Here is an 18,327-nt window from a genome sequence, read left to right as displayed (position 1 = left end):
CGGGACGTTCAATTTCGGGAGATTGGAAAGGGGTAATCCGGACATCTCAGTACTTCTTCTTAACAATCAAAGTCGCCCCAGTATCATGCGAGCGCAACAGCGCGACCCTTGCCGTCCCCGTGAACACCCAATCATCGACGGTCAGCGACAGCCGCCGTTGCGGCGAAGCGCCGATCGACAAGGTTGAACTGTTCATCTGAACGATCGAGATTTGCGGCCCGGTTCCCGAAGTGAAATGAACGGCCGTGGAAGCCTGCTTCGAAACCGGCCCGGAGACAGTCCCGGAAGCCGCCCCACCATCCCCATCGGCACCAGAAACAGACCCAGCCTCACCAGCCGACCCAGGCGCCATCCCCGCCTCGAACGCAGGATCGAAGCCCGCCCCACTCACCGGCAGGAACTGCACCGTCGACGAAACCAGCGGTTTACTCTCACTGAGCCGCACGTCATGCGTCACGTCCGCGCTATAAAAATTCTCGATTTGCGCATAAAACGGCTTGTCGTGATTCGACTGATATTCCATCGCGTAGCGCTGCTGCTGAAAGTAGCGCTTCGGCTCAGGTATTCGCGGCACGACTTCGGCGGGTACCGCGACGATGTTCGCGACGATCATCGGTTGGGGCGAGTCGAACACCGGGCCGCCCGCGAACGCGGAGCCGCTCAGCACGACGAAAATCGCTCCCACAATCCTCTCGTTCGGGCACGTCATGCATGCCTCCAGTAAAGGAGTGCAACCTCATCTGCCTGTCGGTCATGGCCGAACAGACCTCCCCGCCGCTGCGCCGGCATTCACCCATTGTAGTCAGCGATTTGCGCAACGGTAGGTCAAAGTGTGAGGTATCGCGTGCGCTCGCGAATACAGCGGAGCAGCATCATTCGCCGGAAGCGCTTTCAGGGAATAAATGACCGGCACACGGCGAGCCCGATACCCTCCCGTCGCCCACGCCCGGCAAGTCTTGCAGCGTAGGCCGCGTCGCATCGTTGCAACCGTCCATGCTTGCAGAGTCAACCTTTGCCGGAGAAACGTTTCATTCGACGCGCGGCCGCCGGTTCGACATCCGCGGTACCCGCCAAAGTGCCGTTCGAATCCGTCGCGGCCATGTGCTCAACCACTGCCAGGCCACGTCGGGTACGAAGCGCGCGACCAGCAACAGCAACGCGAGCAACGCCGGCGCCCAGCGCAAATCGGTCGGCACCGGTTCCCGACGAACGAAGCGCGCATCGAGCAGCGCGTCGCCGAGCGTGGTCACGGCCCACAGGCGTCGATAGTCGAAGCCCGTTTGCGCCGCCACCGACGCCAGATACTGCCCGCGCAACTGCGACAACTCCTCGTGAGAGTCCTCCTGCACGGCGGCGCCCGGCACGGTCGGCAGCTGGATCACGTCGGCGGCTTGCCAGTAGCCGATTCGCTTGCCGTCCGCGTCGCTCTTCGGAATCGCCGCCGGCTGGTCGCCGCCCACGCCGATCAGCCAGCCCTTGATGCGCGCGGCATTGATATCCGGCATCAGCGCGCGCGACGCGGCGACCGGCGGCGCCTCCTGCCCGTCGGTGACGAACACGATCGCCGCGCCGTCGCCGACGCCCTGCGCGACCCGCACCGCCGAGTAAAGCCCGCCCTCGGCAATCCGGCTCCAGTTGGTCCAGCGCATCCGTCCATCGATGCCGTCGAGCGACCCCAGCAGCGCATCGTAGTTGCCGCACACTTCCACCGGCGGCAGCAGCAGCAGGGTCTGTTGCCCGGTAAACACGCTCCAGCCGACCTTCGAGCCGCACGGCAAGCGGCCGAGCGCATCGCGCATCGCGGCCTGCGCGAACTTCAACCGGCTCAGCGGCGCGCCGTTGAGCAGCACGTCCTCGACATCCATGCTCTGGGTGATATCGAACGACACGATGTAGTCGTACGTGTCGCGCGGCAGCGTCACGTCCGGCATCGCGACCGCCGCGATCAACGCGGCCAGCGCGAGCGGCGTCGACCATTGCCGCCATCCGGCCAGGCCGCCGCTGCCGCTATCGCCCCTGCCTCGCCGCGTGCCCCTCATGGCAAATCCTGACTCTGCGCGCCGCGCAGCTTGACGCCGTGCTGCTCCTTCACGTCGGGGCGTTCGAGCGCGGCGCCGGTTTCCGGTGCGAGCCACAGCGCGCGTTCGAGGTTGTAGCGCGCGTCCCAGTCGTCGGGCGCCGCGCGCAGCACGAGCCGGTAGCGCGCCTTCGCCTCGCCGATCATCGCGAGCGATTTCAGCGCCTGCGCGCTGCCGTCGATGCTGCCCTCGCGCAGATACAGGTTGCCGAGATCGAACAGCGCCGCGCGGCCGACCTCGTCGAGTCGTCCGCCGTCGGGAACCAGACCGTTATAAAGCCGCGCGGCCTGCTCGTAGGAGCCCGCTTTCGACAACGCGATCGCACGCGCCAGTTGCACCTGGCGGGCGTCATCGGCGGCGCGGTCATTGCGCGGATCCGCGTGCGGCGTGCTCGCCGCGACGACGGCCGCGTTGATCCGCTCGGCCTGTTGCAGACGCGCCCAGCCGTACGCGGCCGACACCGCGCAAGCGACGGCGACGCCGCCGAACATCGCGTGTATCAGCGTGCGCTTCATGCCCAACTCCTCAGCTGCAACGTGTGCAGCAGCACCAGCAGCGCCGAGCACAGCAGCGCAAGCGCGAAGCAATACGGACTCAGGTCCTGGCGCGGCAGATGCTCGATGAACGTGGTGGCCGCGTTCTGCTGGCGGTTGATCTCGGCGATCGCGGCCATCATCCCCTTCGCGTCCTCCGCCTGGAACAGCCGGTAAGGGGTGCGAAGCGTCAGAAAGAAGCGATGCAGCTCGGCTTCGGCCGAGCTTTCGCTGGCCGGCAGCCGCGCGTTCAGATCGGGGCTGTAGACGCTGCTGCGCAAGTAGATGAAGTACAGCGAGATATTCTGCCGTTGCAGCGCCGTCTGAATGCGCCGCTGCACGTCCGCTTCGAGCCGCGCGCCGCCGTCCGACACCAGCACGATCGCGCGACGCCCCGAACTCGGCTGGTCGTCGAACTGTTCGAGCGCGGCCAGCATCCCGCGATCGAGTTCGGTGTCGGGCATCCCGCGGCCGATCGCGGTCGCCGCGATCGCCGCATCGATCACCCGATGGTTGTACGTGAACGGCATCGCCAGCACCGGGCTGGTGCCGAACATCATCAGCGCGAGCCGGTCGTTGGGCCGCAATTCGACGAAGCGCGTCAGCGCGGCGCGCGCGACCTTGTTCTTCGAATCGCCGCGCGGCGACTCGACGCCCTTGCTGCCCATCGGCTCGTCCATGCTCGCGCTGCGGTCCATCAGCACCAGGATCTGCGCGCCGCTGCCCGTGCGGACCACTTGCAGTTGCGAGCGGCCGGGCCCGGCGAGCCCAACCACGATCGCCGCGATCGACAGCACCGCGCAGCCGCGTTCGAGCCAGCTGGCCCAGCGTCCGAGATGATCGGCCGGCAGCCACGCGACGCTCGCGAACACCAGCGTATCGCTGCGCCTGCGCAGCAGCGGCAGCAGCGCGAGCGGCAGCAGAAGCAGCAGCCACGGAAACACGAAATCGACGGGCCGGCTCATTGCTGGTGACGCCGTTCGGCCCGGTACAGCGCGCGACTGAGCGCCTGCAACGGAAACTCGGCGGCGCCCGGCGCCGGCGTGAAAAAACGCTCGGACGACACCCGGTAGAAATGTTCGAGTTGCGCGCGCAACGGTTGCAGATACGGCGCGCGCGTCAGCAACGCGGCCAGCGATCCCGCATGCACGACCTGACCGGCCGCTTCGTTCAGCGCGCGGTGCACGCACAACCACGCATCGCTCGATGCCGCCGCCTGCGGGTCCGGCACGCGTTGCATCTGTTGCCACGCGCGCGCGAACGGCAGCCGCGCCGCTTCGCGCCGGTTGCGCCACCCCCACCAGCCGGCCCACGCGAGCAAGCTCACGAGCAACAGCCCGAGCGACCACGCGATCTGCCGGCGCCAGCCGGCCGTCGGCAACGGCGGCGCCGCGCGGTCCGGGCGCAACGGCAGCAGGTCGCCGCTCGCGAACGCGCTCGGCGGCGTCAGCGGCCCGATGCTGGCCGGCCATTCGGCGACCTGCAACTGCGCGCCGCTCGCCGAGGTCAGCGTCAACGCGGGCAACGCGATCTGCGTGAGCGTTTGCGGCGCGTTGACGACCTGATACGCGATCACCATCCACGTGCGGCCGCCCGCATCGGTTTCGAGCGCCACCGGCCGGCGTTCGAGCCACAAGCCAGTGCGGCCGACCGACGGCGGCGCGACGGCGTCGATGTTCTGGCCGTTCGCCTGCAGCAGCACGCGCTGGATCAGCACGTCGCCGACCGTATAGCCGAACGCGCGCGGCTCCTGCACGGTCGCGGGCAGCGGGGCCGCCGCGACGGCGCAGGGCGCGAAAGCAAATACACACGCAAAGACGAACGCGCCTACAGCGCCGGCGCAAACGCAGCGCCCCCACCGCCGCCGCCCATTCATACCGTCATCTCCAGGAAGTACCGCGACATCGCTTCCGGATCGAACTCGCCTTCCAGATAGAACGGCCGCATCCCGCGCGCGCCGAACAGCGCGGCGAGTTCGTCGCGCCGCTTCGCGACGCCGTCGCGCCAGCGCTCGCGCATCGCGCGGCTCAGCCACACGCGGCGTTCCTCGCCGGACTCGGCATCGTTGACCGCCAGCAGTTGCGCGCGGCGCGGCGGCGCGGTCTCCGCTTCGTCCCACACGACGACCGGCACCACGCACGCATGCACCAGCATGTCGAGCACCGGCGCCAGTTGCGCGAGCGGCCAATGAAAATCGGAGACGACGAACACCAGCGCCTGGCGGCCGGCGAGCCGCACCCCGCAGCGCCGCAAGCCTTCCACCGCGCCGCTGCCGGCCGGGCGGCTGGCGCAATCGCGCAGCATCGTCGCGAGCAGATGGCCGGTGCCCCGGCCGGTGCGCGGCGGCATGAACAGGTCGTCGCGCTCGCGCGTGTCGAAGGCCATCATGCCGAGCCGGTCGCCGACCCGAAACGCGCTATGGCCGAGCGCTTCGACAAAATCCGCGGCCACTTGCAGCTTCGCGCGGCGCCGGCCGAACTGCATCGACGCCGACACGTCGACGATCGCGACCACCTGCACCGCGACCCGTTGCAGATGCACACGCACCAGCCACTCGGAGCGCGCCGCGCGCAAGCTCGCGCGCAGATCGAGGCGGCGCGGATCGGGGTAGTCGAACAGGCGGCCGTGCATCGCGAACTGCTGGCCCGAGCCGAAGCTCGCGCCGGGGTGCGAACCGGGCCGCGCGCCGGCCGCGCGCATCGGCAGACGGTAGTGGAATTCGGCAGTGCCGTTCATGATCGTTCAGTTATCCAGACGTTCAGCGCGGCACCGCGATCGTGGCCTTGATCCGCGCGATCAGCGCTTCAGCCAGCTCATGACGGCGCAGCTCGTAGATCGGCGTGAAGAACACCCGGTGACCGAGCGCCGGCAGCAGCACTTCGTGAATGTCCTCGGGCAGCAGATGGGTTCTGCCCGCGAGCCACGCGACCACCCGCGCGGCCCGCAGCAGCGCGCTCATCCCGCGCGGACTCGCACCGGCGAGAATCAATTGCTCCATATCGACACCGTCGAGCGCGATGCCGAAGCGCGCCGGCGTTTCGGTCGCCTGCCAGATGTCGAGCACGTAGCGCTCGATCGTCTCGCTCGCGTGCACGCCCTGCTGGATCGCCGCGCCGATCCGGTTCAGTTGCTCCCACGGCACGATCGACGGCGTCAGCTGCGCGAGCAGAGCATCGACGTCGTGAAAGCGCGTGTCGAACACCAGCGCGCGGCGCGCGTCGGCTTCCTCCGGGGTCGGCATGTTCAGCTCGAACAGGAAGCGGTCGCGCGCCGCCGACGCCAGCTCGAAGGTCTCTTCCTTCTCGACCTTGTTGCGGTCGGCGAACACGGTCATATGCGGAAAGCGGTGCTCGCGGCCGAACGCCCATACCGAGCGCTCGGCCATCGCGCGCAACAGCAGCGACTGCACCTGCGGGCGGGCGCGATTGATCTCGTTGAAGAAGAACGTGGTCAGTTGCTCGCCGTGGCGCAGCAGCGGACCGGGCTCGATGCGCGGCTTGCCGTCGACGTCGACATAGGTGTGATAGACGAGGTCGCCCGGCATCAGATCGATCGTGCCTTCGACGCGCTCGAAGTCGCCGCCGACCACCCGCGCGAACGCGCGCAGCACGGTGGTCTTGCCGACCCCGACGCCGCCTTCGAGCAGCACGTGACCGCGCGCGAACAGCGCGACGTTGATGAGCCGCAGCGTGTGCTGCTGACCGACCACGACCCGCGCGACTTCGGATTCGATCTGCTCGGCGTGAGCACGCCAGTCCTGAAGCTGTTCGGCGGAAACCATCGTTGCGCTCCCCTTCGCCGGTAGTGGGCGTTGAAACTGGAACCAAACCCGCCTGAACCTCGGGCTACCGCTGCGCGTCGACCGGCGCCTTCGCGAAACCACCGGTAAACGCCGCATATTCCTGCTCCAGATGCAGCGCCGCGTGATCGAGCAGAAACTGCCGGAACATCATGCTGGTCGGCGACAACTGCTTCGAGCGCAGATGCACGATCTGCCACGTACGCTCGATCGGCGTGCCGTTCACGTCGAGCACCGCGATCTCGCCGGTGCGCAATTCGAGCAGCAACGTATGCAGCGAAATCAGACTCACGCCCATCCCCGCCATCACCGCCTGCTTGATCGTCTCGTTGCTGCCGAGCGTGACGGTTTTCGCGGGCGTGAACAGATGCTGGCGAAACATCGCCTCGGCGGCGATGCGCGTGCCCGAGCCCGGTTCGCGCAACAGAAACGTGTCGCCGCGCAGCTCCTGCAGATCGAAGCGGCGTGCACCGCGCAACGGGTGATTCAACGGCGCGATCAGCACCTGCGGATGGCTCGCCAGCGGCTCGGCGGTCGTGTCGAGTTCCGGCGGCGGGCGGCCCATGATCGCCAGATCGATCGCGTTGTCCTGCAACAGCCGCAGCAGCGCGTCGCGATTGCCGACCGAGAAATGAATATCGACCTTCGGGTAAAGATGCGAATACATCGCCAGCAGCTTCGGCGCGAAATAAGTCGCGGAACTGACGATCCCGACGTTGATCGAGCCGCTGTCCGCCTGCTTCAGCGACATCATCGCGTCCTCGGCGTCCTTGATCTCGCCGAGAATGCGGCTCGCGTGATGGGTCAGCACCTCGCCCGCTTCGGTCAGCGTGAGCTTGCGCGCGACGCGCTCGAACAGCCGCAGGCCCACCGCGTCTTCGAGCTGATGAATCTGCATCGAGACCGCCGGCTGCGTCAGATGCAGTTCTTCGGCCGCGCGCGCGAAACTCGTATAACGGCTCGCGACCACGAAGATCTGCAACTGCCGCAGCGTCAGCGTGCGGACGAAATTCAGCTTGATCCGGCTCGCCGCCGCACGCGCGCTTTGCATCGGGACTAGCCGCTTTGCCGACCGAACGCGTCGAGCGCCTTGGAGCCCGCCAGCGTGGCCGGCGCGGCCGCGCCGAGCTGGCCGAGCGCTTCGAGAAGTTTCGGCGTGTAGTCGCTGGTGTCGATCAACATGCATGCGCTCCATGCGAAGGGAAACGGTGTGCTCAACGGCTCGCCCGCGGCGCGTTCGCCGCCGGCTTCGCCGGCATCCTGTCGGACGGCAGCTTGCGCAACGCGGACTGGAAACTCAGCGTCTCGCTATGGGCCGGATGCGCGAAATCGTTGTTCGGCCCCGGCACGTCGGTGCGAATCTGCACGATCTGGCCGGGCACGTCGTCGGCGAGCACGAACGTGTAGCGCTTGCCCGTCAACTGCTCGAAGCGCGCCGCGTTCGGATCGTGCAGATACGGTTGCACGACGATTCGCCGCGTATTGACCTGCTTGCCGCCGAACTGGCCCGGCGCGTTCTCGATCTTCGGCCCGGCGGCGAGCGCCAGACGCAAACGCTGCTGGAAATAGCGGCGCTGCCCGCCGGTCGCGCCCTGCATCTCCGCGATGTCGTGCTCGAGAAAATAGATGATCGCCGGATTGCACTGCAGCCCGCCGATCGGCAGGTTCACGTTGCCGCCATGGTCCGACACCTGCGCGTCGCCCTTCGCGTTGTCCGGGCTCACCACCAGCACCTTGACGACATCGGCGGCGTGCGACGGCTGCGCGGAATCGACAAACGCGTAGTCCAGTTCGGTTTGCGCGGCGACCCCATGCAGGTGATCGGTCAGAAAGATCAGCCGCTCGGCCGGCGTGATGTCGCCGGTGCCGGGCTCGCTCGCCGCGCGCGCCGCGCCCGGCAACGCGCACAGCACCCACAGTGTCGAGGTCAAGGCGGCAACAGCCGCGCGCGGCCACGCGCGTCGCGCCGCCGTCATTGCGACGCGGCGCCGGAACCGGGCGCCGGCGCGTCGATCGGCTTGAGCATCGGCACCTGGTAGGTCGCGAGGATGCTGTCGATCTTGTCGTGATTCGCGCCGATCCATTGATCCACCTTGTCCTTCCAGTCTTTTTCGCCGTAGCGCACGCCCATCGAGATCGTGTAGTCGAAGCGGATGCCCGGTTGCGGCGCGAACGGCACCAGCCGCACCGAATCGCCGGCGCGCTTTGCGAAGTAGCCGGCAATCGGCCCCCACAGGAACACCACGTCGACGTTGCCCGCGCTCAGATCGTGTTCGATCATCTGCCCGGGGTACTCGCCCGGATCGCCGCTTTGCACCCGGTACGACACCGCCTGATCGATCAGGTTGTGGGCGAGCAACCAGTCCACCGCTGGCGTCTGCGAAAAGATTCCGAAGCGCAGCTTGCCCAGTTGTTCCGGCGGCAGCTTCAACAGATCGTCAGGCGTCCTGATGCTGGCGAACTCGGGTTTGTTCGGCACCACCATCGCGTAAGTGGAGTGCAGATACGGCTGGGTCGTCGAGGTCAGGTCGTAACCCTTCGGCACGCCGATGATCAGGTCGCAGCGGTAGCGGTCGCTGCCCTGCTCCTTCTCGCGCAACGTATGGCGCACGAAGCCCATCCGTTGCGGGAAGTACGTGTATTCGAGCTTGTAGCCGAAGTCGCTGGCCATCTGCGCGGCGATCCGGTTCTCGTAGCCCTCGCCCTTGTCGTTCGACAACGGCATGTTGTTCGGGTCCGCGCACACTCTGAGCACACCGTCGGCGCCGTCGTTGTTCGGCAGCGCGGGGCCGTCGGCCCGGACCGCGGCACTCGCGAGCGCCGCGCAGAACAGCGCGGCCGCGACGACGGTGACATGCACGGACATGCTTCTCTTATCATGCATCGTGAGCCTCCGGGGGGAGTGGCAATAGTGCCGATAGCGGCGATAGCGGTGTTATTGCGAGTCGATCGCGTGCAGGTCGCCCGGCTTGATCTGCCCGTCCGAGCGGCCTTTCAGATACGCGTAGAGGTTTTCCCAGTTCTTCTGCATCATCTGGCTCGAGCTGAAATCGGGCATGCCCTTGGCGACCCGTCCGCCGAATACCGTGCGATGGAACTCTTCCTTGTCGAGCGTCTTGAACGCGTCGATCAGCGACGGTCCGACCATCCCCTGTTGCTGCGCGCCGTGGCAGCGCTCGCAAGCGAGCGCCCGCCAGGTCTTCCATCCCTGCAGCGTATTGCTGTCGACCTTGTTGCCGTCGACCACCTTGAACGCGACCTGCGCAACCGAGGGATTGTTCTGCGCGTAGACCACCGGCAACAGAAAGAGCGCCGCGGGCAATGCCGCGAGCAACAGGATTGATCGGCCTTTCATGCACATGTCTCCTTCGTCCTTCAATATGAAACCGCGCGTCGCTACGCTGCGGGAGCGTCTGGCTGCGCGCGCGAATGGGGTAAGGCGTCGTCTGTGAGCTGTTGCGGGGGTATCGGGTAATGAATGCGTCGCCCATCCGGCCAGCGGCCGGGCCGGCCGGTGCGTCCGGCCGGTGCGTCCGCCTGCTGCGCGGACGCACCGGCCCCGCCGTTTCCGGGCTAGCCGTTCAGCGAGCCGTTGGCATCAGCCCTTTTCGTTAGGAATCGCGAACACGAACAGCGTGCCGCCGAGCGCGGTGTACTTCGACAGCTCGCGATAGCCGCCGACCGCGCCGAGACCTTCGGTCGACTTCTCGAGACCGGCCGCCATGCCGATGCCGGCCCAGCCGCCGATGCCCGAGTAGACGCCGACATACTGCTTGCCGTCGTGCTCGTAGGTGAAGACGTTGCCGATGATTCCGGACGGCGTCTTGAAGCGCCACAGTTCCTTGCCGTCCTTGATCCGAACCGCCTTCAGGTAGCCTTCGAGCGTGCCGTAGAACGCGATGCCGCCGCCGGTCGCGAGCACGCCCGACCACACCGAGAACTTCTCCGGCTTCGAGTACAGGATCTTGCCCTTGCTCGCATCCCATGCGATGAAGTTGCCCATCGCGTTGTTCTCGTTCGGGCCCGGATACATCGACAGCGTCGCGCCGACATACGGCTGGCCGGACACGTAATCGACATCGAACGGTTCGTAGTCCATACACACGTGGTTGGTCGGCACGAGGAACACGCTGGTGTTCGGATCGAACGCGGCCGGTTGCTGATCCTTCGAGCCGAGCGCCGCCGGGCAGATGCCCTTCACGTTGTGATCCGAGCCGGCTGCCTGGGTCGAATACGCCGCGTTGCGAACCGGCAGACCGCTTTGCAGATCGACGCGATCGGCCCAGTTCACCGCCGGGTCGTACTTCTGCGCGACCAGCAGCTGGCCGGTTTCACGATTGAGCGTATAGCCGAAGCCGTTGCGGTCGAAGTGAACGATCGCCGGCACCTTCTTGCCGTTGATGTTCAGGTCCGACAGGATCATTTCGTTGACGCCGTCATAGTCCCATTCGTCGTGCGGCGTCATCTGGTAGACCCAGCGCGCCGTGCCGGTATTCAGGTCGCGCGCGAAGATCGACATCGACCATTTGTTGTCGCCCGGACGTTGCGTCGGATTCCATGTGCCCGGATTGCCGGTACCGTAGTAGACAAGATTGAGCTTCGGATCCCACGCATACCAGCCCCATGTGGTGCCGCCGCCGAGCTTCCACTGATCGCCCTTCCACGACTTCAGCGACGAATCCGCGCCGACCGGCACCATCTGGCCGTTCGCGTACGTCATGGTCTTTTGCGGATCGAGCAGCATCTCGTTGTCCGGGCCGGTGCTGTATGCGGTCCAGACCGGTTTGCCGGTCTTGATGTCGTACGCGATCAGCCGGCCGCGAACGCCGAATTCGCCGCCCGAAATGCCGGTCAGCACCTTGTCGCCGAATACGTGCGGCGCGTTGGTGTTGGTTTCGCCCGCTTTCGGATTGCCGTTCTGCGCGGTCCACACCACGTCGCCGGTCTTCGCGTTCAGCGCGACCAGTTTGGTGTCGGCCTGTTGCAGGAAGATCTTGCCGTCGCCGTACGCGAGACCGCGATTAACGGTGTCGCAGCACATCACGGAGACGACCTGGTCGTCCTGTTTCGGCTGGTACTGCCACAGGAAGGTCTGATCTTTCAGGTTGACGGCGATGACCTTGTTCGGAAACGGCGAATGGATATACATCGTGTCGCCGATCACGAGCGGCGAGCCTTCGTGACCGCGCAGCACGCCCGTGGACATCGTCCACGCGACCTGCAGCTTGCCGACGTTGTTCTCGTTGATCTGCTTGAGCGGGCTGTAGCGGTGATTCGCGTAGTCGCCTGCCTGGGCGGCCCAGTTCGATGAGTTCTTCATCATAGTGTCGAGCTGCGAATCGGCCTGCGCAGCGAACGAACTAAAGGCTGCGGATGCGAGGATCGCGAGCCCAAGAACCACAGTGCGTAAGTTCATGTCTCCTCCAGAATTGTCCTGCGTTCAACTCACGAATGACCCACGCTACCTCGTCGCATCGTTCGCGCCTTCTCGAGTACAGGTAACGATTAACGCGCTATCCCGATTCGATGTCGGGCTTCGCGGCGCATGGACGGCCGATGCAGGTTCCATGCCGGAATCTCGCGAGCCTTGCGCACGAACGGCTCGCGCGGGCGGCAACGGCAGATGTGCGTCGCGTAGCGGGCGATTTGCGCCGCTCGTGTGGCGCACGCGACGCGCCGCGATGTGGCAACCTTGAACTGGTTGCGTCACCGGAGGCGACACATACTGTGTCACTTCGTGATACGAAACGTGTCCTTTGCGAATCGTGCGCCGCAGCACGATTGCGCCGCCTGGCGCGGTGCAGCGTGCGAGCCGCGATTGCCCGACCTTCAGGAGTCCACGTCATGGCCAATACCGAGCACGTTTATTCCGACGACGAAATCCAGCAGCGCCTCGTCGGTCCGTTGCAGCACTGGTATCTCGAAGACGGCTGGCTGCGCCGCAAGTACCGCACCGAAGGCTGGAAAGGCACGCTGATGGTGGTCAACGCGGTCGGCCATCTGGCGGAGGCCGCATGGCATCACCCGGATCTGACGGTGTCCTACGCGTTCGTCACCGTCAAACTCAAAACCCACAGCGCTAAGGGCATCACCGACAAGGACTTCGCGCTCGCCAGCAAGATCGAGTCGGTGATCCACTGGCAGCCGGGGCTCGAAGGCGGGCCGCTCGAAGGCACCCCGGCCGACGATCAGCGCTTCCGCTATATCAAGTACGACGCGCCGAAATCCGCGTAGCGCGATGGGGCGTGCGATGGGTTGCGCGACTGAGGGGGCCGACTGGGGCGCGCGGCTGACCCGGGCCGCTGCGCCCATGCAACAGCGCGTTACACAGTGCACCTTCCGCGTCACATAGCGTCCGCGCGCCGCCGCGCCAATGCGCCCGAGCCCCGCGGCGGCGGCCCTTCCGCGCACTGGTACGGCTTCTGCTTGAAGTCGCCGGACGTCCCGCCGCGAGCCCGCGCGCGGCTCCGCCGGGACACGCCGCCGCGCCCGCGCGCCGGCCGCGTGAAGCGGTCGCGCACACCGGCAGGACCCCGAAACAAAACGCGAGCCCCACCCGAGGACACTCGAGATGCCGCTTCAGCTTCATCGCCTGCAGCAGCGCGGGCCCATCACGGTCGATGCCCCCGCGCGTCTGCATCTGGGCTTTCTCGATCCGAACGCGTCGCTCGGCCGCGCGTTCGGCAGCCTCGGCCTCGTGATCGACGGTTACGGCACGCGCATCGACGCGCGTCTGGCCGAACGCGAACGGATCGACGGCGCGATCGGCGACGCCGAGCGCGAACGCATCGCGCTGTGTCTCGAACGCCTGCAAGCCGCGTACGGTCCGGCGTCGCTCGCGATCGACGTGGTCCATGCGCCGCGCCCCCACACCGGGCTCGGCTCCGGCACCCAGCTCGCGCTGGCGGTCGGCACCGCGTTCGCCCGGCTCGTCGGCGAGCCCGCCAGCAGCGCCGAAATCGCCGCGCTGCTGGGGCGCGGCGCGCGCTCCGGGATCGGCATTCTCGGCTTCGATTGCGGCGGCCTGCTGGTCGACGGCGGGCCGCCCGGCGATCTGCGCCAGAGCGCGCCGCCGCTGCTCGCGCGCCAGCCGTTTCCCGCCGAGTGGCGCGTGCTGCTGGTCAGCGACAGCCGCCTCGAAGGCCTGCACGGCGCCGCCGAGCGGCGCGCGCTGGCGTCGCTCGCGCCGTTCCCGCAACGGCTCGCCGCGCATCTGTGCCATCTGGTGCTGATGCAGATCCTGCCGGGCGCCGCCGAGCACGACTTCGCGCCGTTCGCGCGCGGCCTCACCGAGTTGCAGCAGACCATCGGCGAATACTTCGCGAACGCGCAAGGCGGCGTGTTCGCGAGCCCTGACGTCGAGCGGGTGCTGCGCGCGGTCGCCGCCGAGCGCACCGCCGGGATCGGCCAGACCTCGTGGGGGCCGACTGGCTTCGCGGTGCTGGCGAGCGCGCGCGAAGCCGAGCACGCGCTCGCCACCGCGCGCGCGGCGGCGCAGACGCTGCCGCATCTCGAATGCTGCGTGGTCGCCGGCCGCAACAGCGGCGCGACGATCCGCAACGCCGAGGCGCGCGCGCCGCGCAGCGACGCCGCATGACGCGCGGCCGCCCAACTCCCGGCCGCCCGCCGGCTGGTCTCGCAGCGGCCGGTCTCGCTCCGGCCGGTCGCCGTGTCGGCGGCGCGATCTTCAGGATTGCCACTCAATCCCATTCAATCGAGCCTGAGCCATGTCCGAAACCATTGAAAGGCCCTACATCCTGCACATGTTCACGGCCACCCCGCAGATGAGCCCGTTCGACGTGAACATGGCCGCCGACGCCGGCTACCAGGTGATCGTCCCGTACTGCAACGTCGACCCCGGCATGGTCACGAACCTGACCCAGGACGCGATCTTTTCGCGCGGGCCGAAAGGCGTGTCGCGCACCGGCATCTTTATCGGCGGACGCGACGTGATGCAGGCCGCCGACATGCTCGACACCGCGCGCCGCGCGATGGTGCCGCCTTTCGAGGTGTCGGTGTTCGCCGATCCGAGCGGCTCGTACACGACCGCGGCCGCGCTGGTCGCGCTGGTCGAACGGCATCTGGGCAAGCAGCACGGCGTGGAACTGGGCGGCAAGCGCGTGCTGATTCCGGGCGGCACCGGCGCGGTCGGCCGCATCGCGGCGGCGATCGCCGCGTCGCGCGGCGCCGACGTGACGATCGCGAGCCATCACGACGAAGCCCGCGCGCGCCGCGCGGCGAGCGAGCTGAACGAGCGCTTCGGGATCGTCGTCAACGGCATCGGCACCGCGACGCCGGACGCGCTGCGCGGTGCGCTGGCCGACGCCGAGATCGTGCTGGCCACCGCGATCGCCGGCGTGCAGGTGATCGGCAGCGCCGATCTCGCGGTCGCCAAACGCCTGCTGGTCGCCGCCGACGTCAACGCGGTGCCGCCGGAAGGAATCGCCGGCGTCAACGTGATGAACGACGGCAAGCCGATCGACGGCGTGCCGAGCACGGGCGCGATCGGCATCGGCGCGCTGGCGATCGGCAACGTCAAGTATCAGGTCGAGCACCGGCTGTTCATGCGCATGCGCACCGGCGGCAAGCCGGTCTACCTCGGCTTCCGCGAAGCGTACGACGAGGCCCGCGCGGTCGCGGCCGGGCTCGGCTGAGCGCGCGGCGATGAAAACCTCGCGCTCGTGTGCGCCGTTCGTCGCGGTGGCGGGGCTGTCCGCGCGGCTGCTCGCGCAGTCGGCCGCGCGCGCCGGGCTGCGGGTCGCCGCGCTCGACACGTTCGGCGATCGCGACACTCGCGAGGCCGCCGAGCTGTGGTTCGACATCGGCAGCGGCGCGCTGGAGATCGAACGGGCGCGCCTCGTCGATGCGCTCGCGCGGGTCGCGCGGCTGCCGGGGCTGCTCGGCTGGATCGGCGGCAGCGGGCTCGAACCGCTGATCGGCGAACTGTGCGACGAAGCGGGCCTGCCGCGCCTGATCGGCAACGACGCGCGGGCGCTCGCCGCGGTGCGCGAGCCGCGACGATTCTTCGGACTGCTCGACGAACTCGGGATCGCGCATCCGGCGGTGTCGTTCGAGCGGCCGGCCGATCCGCCCGGCTGGCTGTTCAAGCTCGCGCACGGCTGCGGCGGCACCCATATCAGAGCGGCCGAACTGCTCGACTTCTCATCGCTCGACCGGCAGGGCTATTTCCAGCGGCTCGGCCAGGGGCGTTCGCTTTCGACGCTCTTCATCGCCGCGCGCGGCCGCGCGTATCTGCTGGGCTTCGCCGAGCAACTGATCTGCACGGTCGGCACGCTGCGCTTCGTGCATGCCGGCTCGCTCGGCCCGATCGACGTGCCGGCCGCGCTCGCCGCCCGCGTGCAGCAGGCGCTCGACGCGCTGTGCGAACGCAGCGGCCTCGTCGGCCTGAACAGTTGCGACTTCCTGTCCGACGGCAGCACGTTCGACCTGCTGGAAATCAACGCGCGCCCATCGGCGACGCTGGCTCTGTACGAAGCCGCGTCGCCCGATGCGTGGCCGGCCGGCCTGCTCGCCTGCCATCTCGACGCGTGCCGCTACGGTCACGCGCCGCCCGCCGCGAATCTGGCGCTCGCGCGGCGGCCGCGCTGGCGCGCCGGCCAGCGGGTGCTGTTCGCGCCCGCGCCGTTCACCGTCACCGACGCGTTTTCCGACGCCTGTGTGCGCGACCCGCAATGCCGCGACGTGCCGATGCCGCGCACCCGCATCGATGCCGGCCAGCCGGTCTGCACGCTGCTGGTTCGCGCGGCGTCGCTGGACGCGGTGACCGCCGGACTCGACGCGCAGCACGCGCGCGTGCTGCAACGAATCGAAACCTGCGAAGAAGAAACCGACCATGCCTGCCTCCCCATCCACTCCTGAACCCACAGCCGACGCCAACGACGCCACGCTGCCGAGCGTCAACGCGCTGAGCGAGCGCCTGGTCGCGCGCCTGTTGGAGCAGGCCGGGCGGCTGCGCGTCGCGCTCACCCGCACCGACGCCGGCACCGTGATCGCGGACGCCGGCGTCGCGGCGCGCGGCGGCATCGAAGCGGGCCTGCTGATCGCGCGCATCTGCATGGGCGGGCTCGGCCGCGTCGCGTTGCGCGCGAACCTCGACGCCGCGCCGCTCTGGCCAACGATGCTCGAAGTCAGCACCTCGGCGCCGGTGCTCGCGTGCCTGGGGAGCCAGTACGCGGGCTGGAGTCTGTCGGCGACGAAGGAGCAGACCGGCGGCAAGAAGTTTTTCTCGCTCGGCTCCGGGCCGGCGCGCGCGCTCGCGGTCAAGGAGCCGCTGTTTGCCGAACTCGGCTATCGCGACCGCCATACGCGCGGCGCGCTGGTGCTGGAGGTGGACCGGCTGCCGCCGCAGGTCGTGATCGACAAGGTGCTGCACGACTGCGGCCTCGCTCCCGATCAGTTGACGCTGATCGTCACGCCGACACAGTCTGTCGCGGGAACGGTACAGGTGGTCGCGCGGGTCGTCGAAGTGGCGCTGCACAAGGTCCATGTGCTCGGCGTGCCGCTCGACGAAGTGCGCGAAGCGAGCGGCTGCGCGCCGCTGCCGCCGCCCGCGCCGGACGGCATCCAGGCGATGGGCCGCACCAACGACGCGATCCTGTACGGCGGCCGCGTGCATCTGACCGTGCAGCACGACGAAGTCGCGCGGCGGCTCGCGGACGAACTGCCGTCGGCCACCTCGCGCGACTACGGGCGGCCGTTCGCGGAGATTTTTACGTCGTTCAATTTCGACTTCTATCAGATCGATCCGGCGCTGTTCGCGCCGGCCGAGGTGTGGGTCAGCAGCCTCGAAAGCGGCGCGACCTATCACGGCGGTCAGCTCGACGGCGCGCTGCTGCATCACCAGTGGGGCGGCCCGGCCGGCACGCGATGATGCTCACGCCCGCCGCCGCGACACAGGTTGGCCTGCGCGTCGCGATCATGACCGACGAGACCGGCTGGCACACCGGCCGCCTGAAAAAAGCGCTGCGCGCGCGCGGCGCTGAAGGCCGCTGCGTCGACCTCGCCGATTGCCGGATCGACACCACGCAGCCGCAGGGGCTCGTCGTGCCCGGCTTCGGTCACGCGCTACCGGACGCGGTATTCGTGCGCGGGATCGCCGGCGGCAGCTTCGAGCAGGTCACGCTGCGGCTCGGCATCCTGCATGCGCTGCGCGAAGCAGGCGTGCCGGTCTATAACGACGCGCGTGCGATCGAGCGCAGCGTCGACAAATCCATGACGAGTTTCCTGCTGCATCGCGCGGGCGTGCCGACGCCGGCCACGTGGGCGGTCGAATCGGCGGCGGTCGCGCAACGCGTACTGATGCGCGAAGCGGCCGCCGGCCGCCAGGTCGTGCTCAAGCCGCTGTTCGGCTCGCAGGGGCATGGGCTCAAGCGGCTCGGCGCGCGCGCCGGCGTGCTCGCGCCGTTGCCGTCGCTGCGGCCGTACCGGCAGGTCGCTTATTTGCAGCGCTTCGTTCCCGCACAGCTGACTGGCAATGCACCGGGCTTCGATTGGCGGGTGCTGGTGATCGGCGGCAACGCGGTCGCCGCGATGCGGCGCAGCGGCGGCAAGGGCTGGATTCACAACGTCGCGCAAGGCGCGCGCTGCGAGGCCGCCGAACTGACGCTGCCGCTCGCGCAGAGCGCCGTGCAGGCGAGCGCCGCGCTCGGGCTCGACTATGCGGGCGTCGATTTGATTCCGAATCCTGACGATCCGGCGCGGCCGTTGGTGCTCGAAGTGAACGGCGTGGCCGCGTGGCGCGGTTTGCAGTCGGTCACGTCACTCGATATCGCGGCGGCGCTGGTCGCCGATCTGCTCGAGCGCAAGCTGGCGGCCGCGCGAAATGCGGACAAACCAGGCGAGCCGGGCAACGAGGCGGCGGTGGCCGGCTTGTCCGGACGCAGCAGCGCGTGAGCGT

General features: G+C 68.1%; 19 protein-coding genes. 6 read left to right on the top strand and 13 right to left on the bottom strand.

From position 1 onward, the window contains the following. Window positions 1–46 precede the first annotated feature (46 nt). The 13 genes from LJ656_RS26390 to LJ656_RS26335 form a co-directional block, all read right to left on the bottom strand. The gene (locus LJ656_RS26390) at window positions 47–709 is read right to left on the bottom strand and encodes a hypothetical protein (protein WP_230512472.1); all 663 of its coding nucleotides are present in this window, start codon (window positions 707–709) and stop codon (window positions 47–49) included. 319 nt (window positions 710–1,028) lie between these two features. After that, the gene (locus tag LJ656_RS26385) at window positions 1,029–2,039 is read right to left on the bottom strand and encodes a vWA domain-containing protein (protein WP_425606016.1); all 1,011 of its coding nucleotides are present in this window, start codon (window positions 2,037–2,039) and stop codon (window positions 1,029–1,031) included. After that, the gene (locus tag LJ656_RS26380; RefSeq protein WP_230512471.1) at window positions 2,036–2,593 is read right to left on the bottom strand and encodes a tetratricopeptide repeat protein; all 558 of its coding nucleotides are present in this window, start codon (window positions 2,591–2,593) and stop codon (window positions 2,036–2,038) included. Before LJ656_RS26380 ends, LJ656_RS26385 begins: the two co-directional genes overlap by 4 nt. Next, window positions 2,590–3,576, bottom strand: a complete 987-nt coding sequence (locus LJ656_RS26375) for a vWA domain-containing protein (protein WP_230512470.1) — start codon at window positions 3,574–3,576, stop codon at window positions 2,590–2,592. Before LJ656_RS26375 ends, LJ656_RS26380 begins: the two co-directional genes overlap by 4 nt. Then, a complete protein-coding gene (locus LJ656_RS26370; RefSeq protein ID WP_425606015.1) occupies window positions 3,573–4,487 on the bottom strand; it encodes a calcium incorporation protein MxaA in 915 nt (304 codons plus the stop codon). The genes LJ656_RS26375 and LJ656_RS26370 overlap by 4 nt, the downstream gene beginning before the upstream one ends. Then, window positions 4,484–5,347, bottom strand: a complete 864-nt coding sequence (locus LJ656_RS26365) for a DUF58 domain-containing protein (RefSeq protein ID WP_230512469.1) — start codon at window positions 5,345–5,347, stop codon at window positions 4,484–4,486. Before LJ656_RS26365 ends, LJ656_RS26370 begins: the two co-directional genes overlap by 4 nt. 22 nt (window positions 5,348–5,369) lie before the next feature. After that, window positions 5,370–6,392, bottom strand: a complete 1,023-nt coding sequence (locus LJ656_RS26360) for an AAA family ATPase (RefSeq protein ID WP_230512468.1) — start codon at window positions 6,390–6,392, stop codon at window positions 5,370–5,372. 64 nt (window positions 6,393–6,456) lie between these two features. Then, entirely contained in the window at window positions 6,457–7,425 is a 969-nt protein-coding gene (locus LJ656_RS26355) for a LysR family transcriptional regulator (protein WP_425606022.1), read from the bottom strand. Between the two features lie 41 nt (window positions 7,426–7,466). Further along, on the bottom strand, window positions 7,467–7,592 hold the full coding sequence (locus tag LJ656_RS34915) for a hypothetical protein (RefSeq protein WP_268998793.1): 126 nt from the start codon (window positions 7,590–7,592) through the stop codon (window positions 7,467–7,469). A gap of 32 nt (window positions 7,593–7,624) precedes the next feature. Then, window positions 7,625–8,386, bottom strand: coding sequence for a hypothetical protein (locus LJ656_RS26350; RefSeq protein WP_230512466.1), 762 nt, complete (start codon window positions 8,384–8,386; stop codon window positions 7,625–7,627). Then, window positions 8,383–9,294, bottom strand: coding sequence for a substrate-binding domain-containing protein (locus tag LJ656_RS26345; RefSeq protein WP_230512465.1), 912 nt, complete (start codon window positions 9,292–9,294; stop codon window positions 8,383–8,385). The genes LJ656_RS26350 and LJ656_RS26345 overlap by 4 nt, the downstream gene beginning before the upstream one ends. A 51-nt stretch (window positions 9,295–9,345) precedes the next feature. Further along, window positions 9,346–9,765: a c-type cytochrome gene (locus LJ656_RS26340; protein ID WP_230512464.1), complete on the bottom strand. Its 420-nt coding sequence runs from the start codon at window positions 9,763–9,765 to the stop codon at window positions 9,346–9,348. A 243-nt stretch (window positions 9,766–10,008) separates the two neighbouring features. Further along, window positions 10,009–11,826, bottom strand: a complete 1,818-nt coding sequence (locus tag LJ656_RS26335; RefSeq protein ID WP_230512463.1) for a methanol/ethanol family PQQ-dependent dehydrogenase — start codon at window positions 11,824–11,826, stop codon at window positions 10,009–10,011. A 428-nt stretch (window positions 11,827–12,254) separates the two neighbouring features. On the opposite strand from LJ656_RS26335, the gene LJ656_RS26330 reads away from it, so the two are divergent. The 6 genes from LJ656_RS26330 to LJ656_RS26305 all read left to right on the top strand — a co-directional run bounded on the left by LJ656_RS26330 (window position 12,255) and on the right by LJ656_RS26305 (window position 18,323). Beyond that, entirely contained in the window at window positions 12,255–12,644 is a 390-nt protein-coding gene (locus LJ656_RS26330) for a 4a-hydroxytetrahydrobiopterin dehydratase (protein WP_230512462.1), read from the top strand. Between the two features lie 337 nt (window positions 12,645–12,981). Further along, complete coding sequence (locus LJ656_RS26325) at window positions 12,982–14,007, top strand: beta-ribofuranosylaminobenzene 5'-phosphate synthase family protein (protein ID WP_230512461.1); 1,026 nt, start codon at window positions 12,982–12,984, stop codon at window positions 14,005–14,007. Between the two features lie 130 nt (window positions 14,008–14,137). Further along, a complete protein-coding gene (locus tag LJ656_RS26320) occupies window positions 14,138–15,064 on the top strand; it encodes an NAD(P)-dependent methylenetetrahydromethanopterin dehydrogenase (protein ID WP_230512460.1) in 927 nt (308 codons plus the stop codon). Window positions 15,065–15,074: 10 nt separating this feature from the next. After that, the gene (locus LJ656_RS26315) at window positions 15,075–16,289 is read left to right on the top strand and encodes an ATP-grasp domain-containing protein (RefSeq protein ID WP_230512459.1); all 1,215 of its coding nucleotides are present in this window, start codon (window positions 15,075–15,077) and stop codon (window positions 16,287–16,289) included. Next, window positions 16,264–17,301: a methenyltetrahydromethanopterin cyclohydrolase gene (gene mch, locus LJ656_RS26310; protein ID WP_230512458.1), complete on the top strand. Its 1,038-nt coding sequence runs from the start codon at window positions 16,264–16,266 to the stop codon at window positions 17,299–17,301. The genes LJ656_RS26315 and mch overlap by 26 nt, the downstream gene beginning before the upstream one ends. Next, complete coding sequence (locus tag LJ656_RS26305; protein ID WP_230512457.1) at window positions 17,298–18,323, top strand: ATP-grasp domain-containing protein; 1,026 nt, start codon at window positions 17,298–17,300, stop codon at window positions 18,321–18,323. Before mch ends, LJ656_RS26305 begins: the two co-directional genes overlap by 4 nt. The last annotated feature ends 4 nt before the right edge of the window (window positions 18,324–18,327 follow it).

Source organism: Paraburkholderia sejongensis (assembly GCF_020880815.1).
In the GTDB taxonomy this organism is placed as follows: domain Bacteria; phylum Pseudomonadota; class Gammaproteobacteria; order Burkholderiales; family Burkholderiaceae; genus Paraburkholderia; species Paraburkholderia sejongensis.
Note: the sequence above shows the minus strand (reverse complement) of the source record. Positions and strands in the feature narration are given on the sequence as shown.

Coding starts and splice junctions, on each gene's coding strand:
- LJ656_RS26390 (WP_230512472.1), bottom strand. CDS start 709: ATGACGTGCCCGAACGAGAGGATTGTGGGAGCGATTTTCGTCGTGCTG.
- LJ656_RS26385 (WP_425606016.1), bottom strand. CDS start 2,039: ATGAGGGGCACGCGGCGAGGCAGGGGCGATAGCGGCAGCGGCGGCCTG.
- LJ656_RS26380 (WP_230512471.1), bottom strand. CDS start 2,593: ATGAAGCGCACGCTGATACACGCGATGTTCGGCGGCGTCGCCGTCGCT.
- LJ656_RS26375 (WP_230512470.1), bottom strand. CDS start 3,576: ATGAGCCGGCCCGTCGATTTCGTGTTTCCGTGGCTGCTGCTTCTGCTG.
- LJ656_RS26370 (WP_425606015.1), bottom strand. CDS start 4,487: ATGAATGGGCGGCGGCGGTGGGGGCGCTGCGTTTGCGCCGGCGCTGTA.
- LJ656_RS26365 (WP_230512469.1), bottom strand. CDS start 5,347: ATGAACGGCACTGCCGAATTCCACTACCGTCTGCCGATGCGCGCGGCC.
- LJ656_RS26360 (WP_230512468.1), bottom strand. CDS start 6,392: ATGGTTTCCGCCGAACAGCTTCAGGACTGGCGTGCTCACGCCGAGCAG.
- LJ656_RS34915 (WP_268998793.1), bottom strand. CDS start 7,592: ATGTTGATCGACACCAGCGACTACACGCCGAAACTTCTCGAAGCGCTC.
- LJ656_RS26350 (WP_230512466.1), bottom strand. CDS start 8,386: ATGACGGCGGCGCGACGCGCGTGGCCGCGCGCGGCTGTTGCCGCCTTG.
- LJ656_RS26345 (WP_230512465.1), bottom strand. CDS start 9,294: ATGCATGATAAGAGAAGCATGTCCGTGCATGTCACCGTCGTCGCGGCC.
- LJ656_RS26340 (WP_230512464.1), bottom strand. CDS start 9,765: ATGAAAGGCCGATCAATCCTGTTGCTCGCGGCATTGCCCGCGGCGCTC.
- LJ656_RS26335 (WP_230512463.1), bottom strand. CDS start 11,826: ATGAACTTACGCACTGTGGTTCTTGGGCTCGCGATCCTCGCATCCGCA.
- LJ656_RS26330 (WP_230512462.1), top strand. CDS start 12,255: ATGGCCAATACCGAGCACGTTTATTCCGACGACGAAATCCAGCAGCGC.
- LJ656_RS26325 (WP_230512461.1), top strand. CDS start 12,982: ATGCCGCTTCAGCTTCATCGCCTGCAGCAGCGCGGGCCCATCACGGTC.
- LJ656_RS26320 (WP_230512460.1), top strand. CDS start 14,138: ATGTCCGAAACCATTGAAAGGCCCTACATCCTGCACATGTTCACGGCC.
- LJ656_RS26315 (WP_230512459.1), top strand. CDS start 15,075: ATGAAAACCTCGCGCTCGTGTGCGCCGTTCGTCGCGGTGGCGGGGCTG.
- mch (WP_230512458.1), top strand. CDS start 16,264: ATGCCTGCCTCCCCATCCACTCCTGAACCCACAGCCGACGCCAACGAC.
- LJ656_RS26305 (WP_230512457.1), top strand. CDS start 17,298: ATGATGCTCACGCCCGCCGCCGCGACACAGGTTGGCCTGCGCGTCGCG.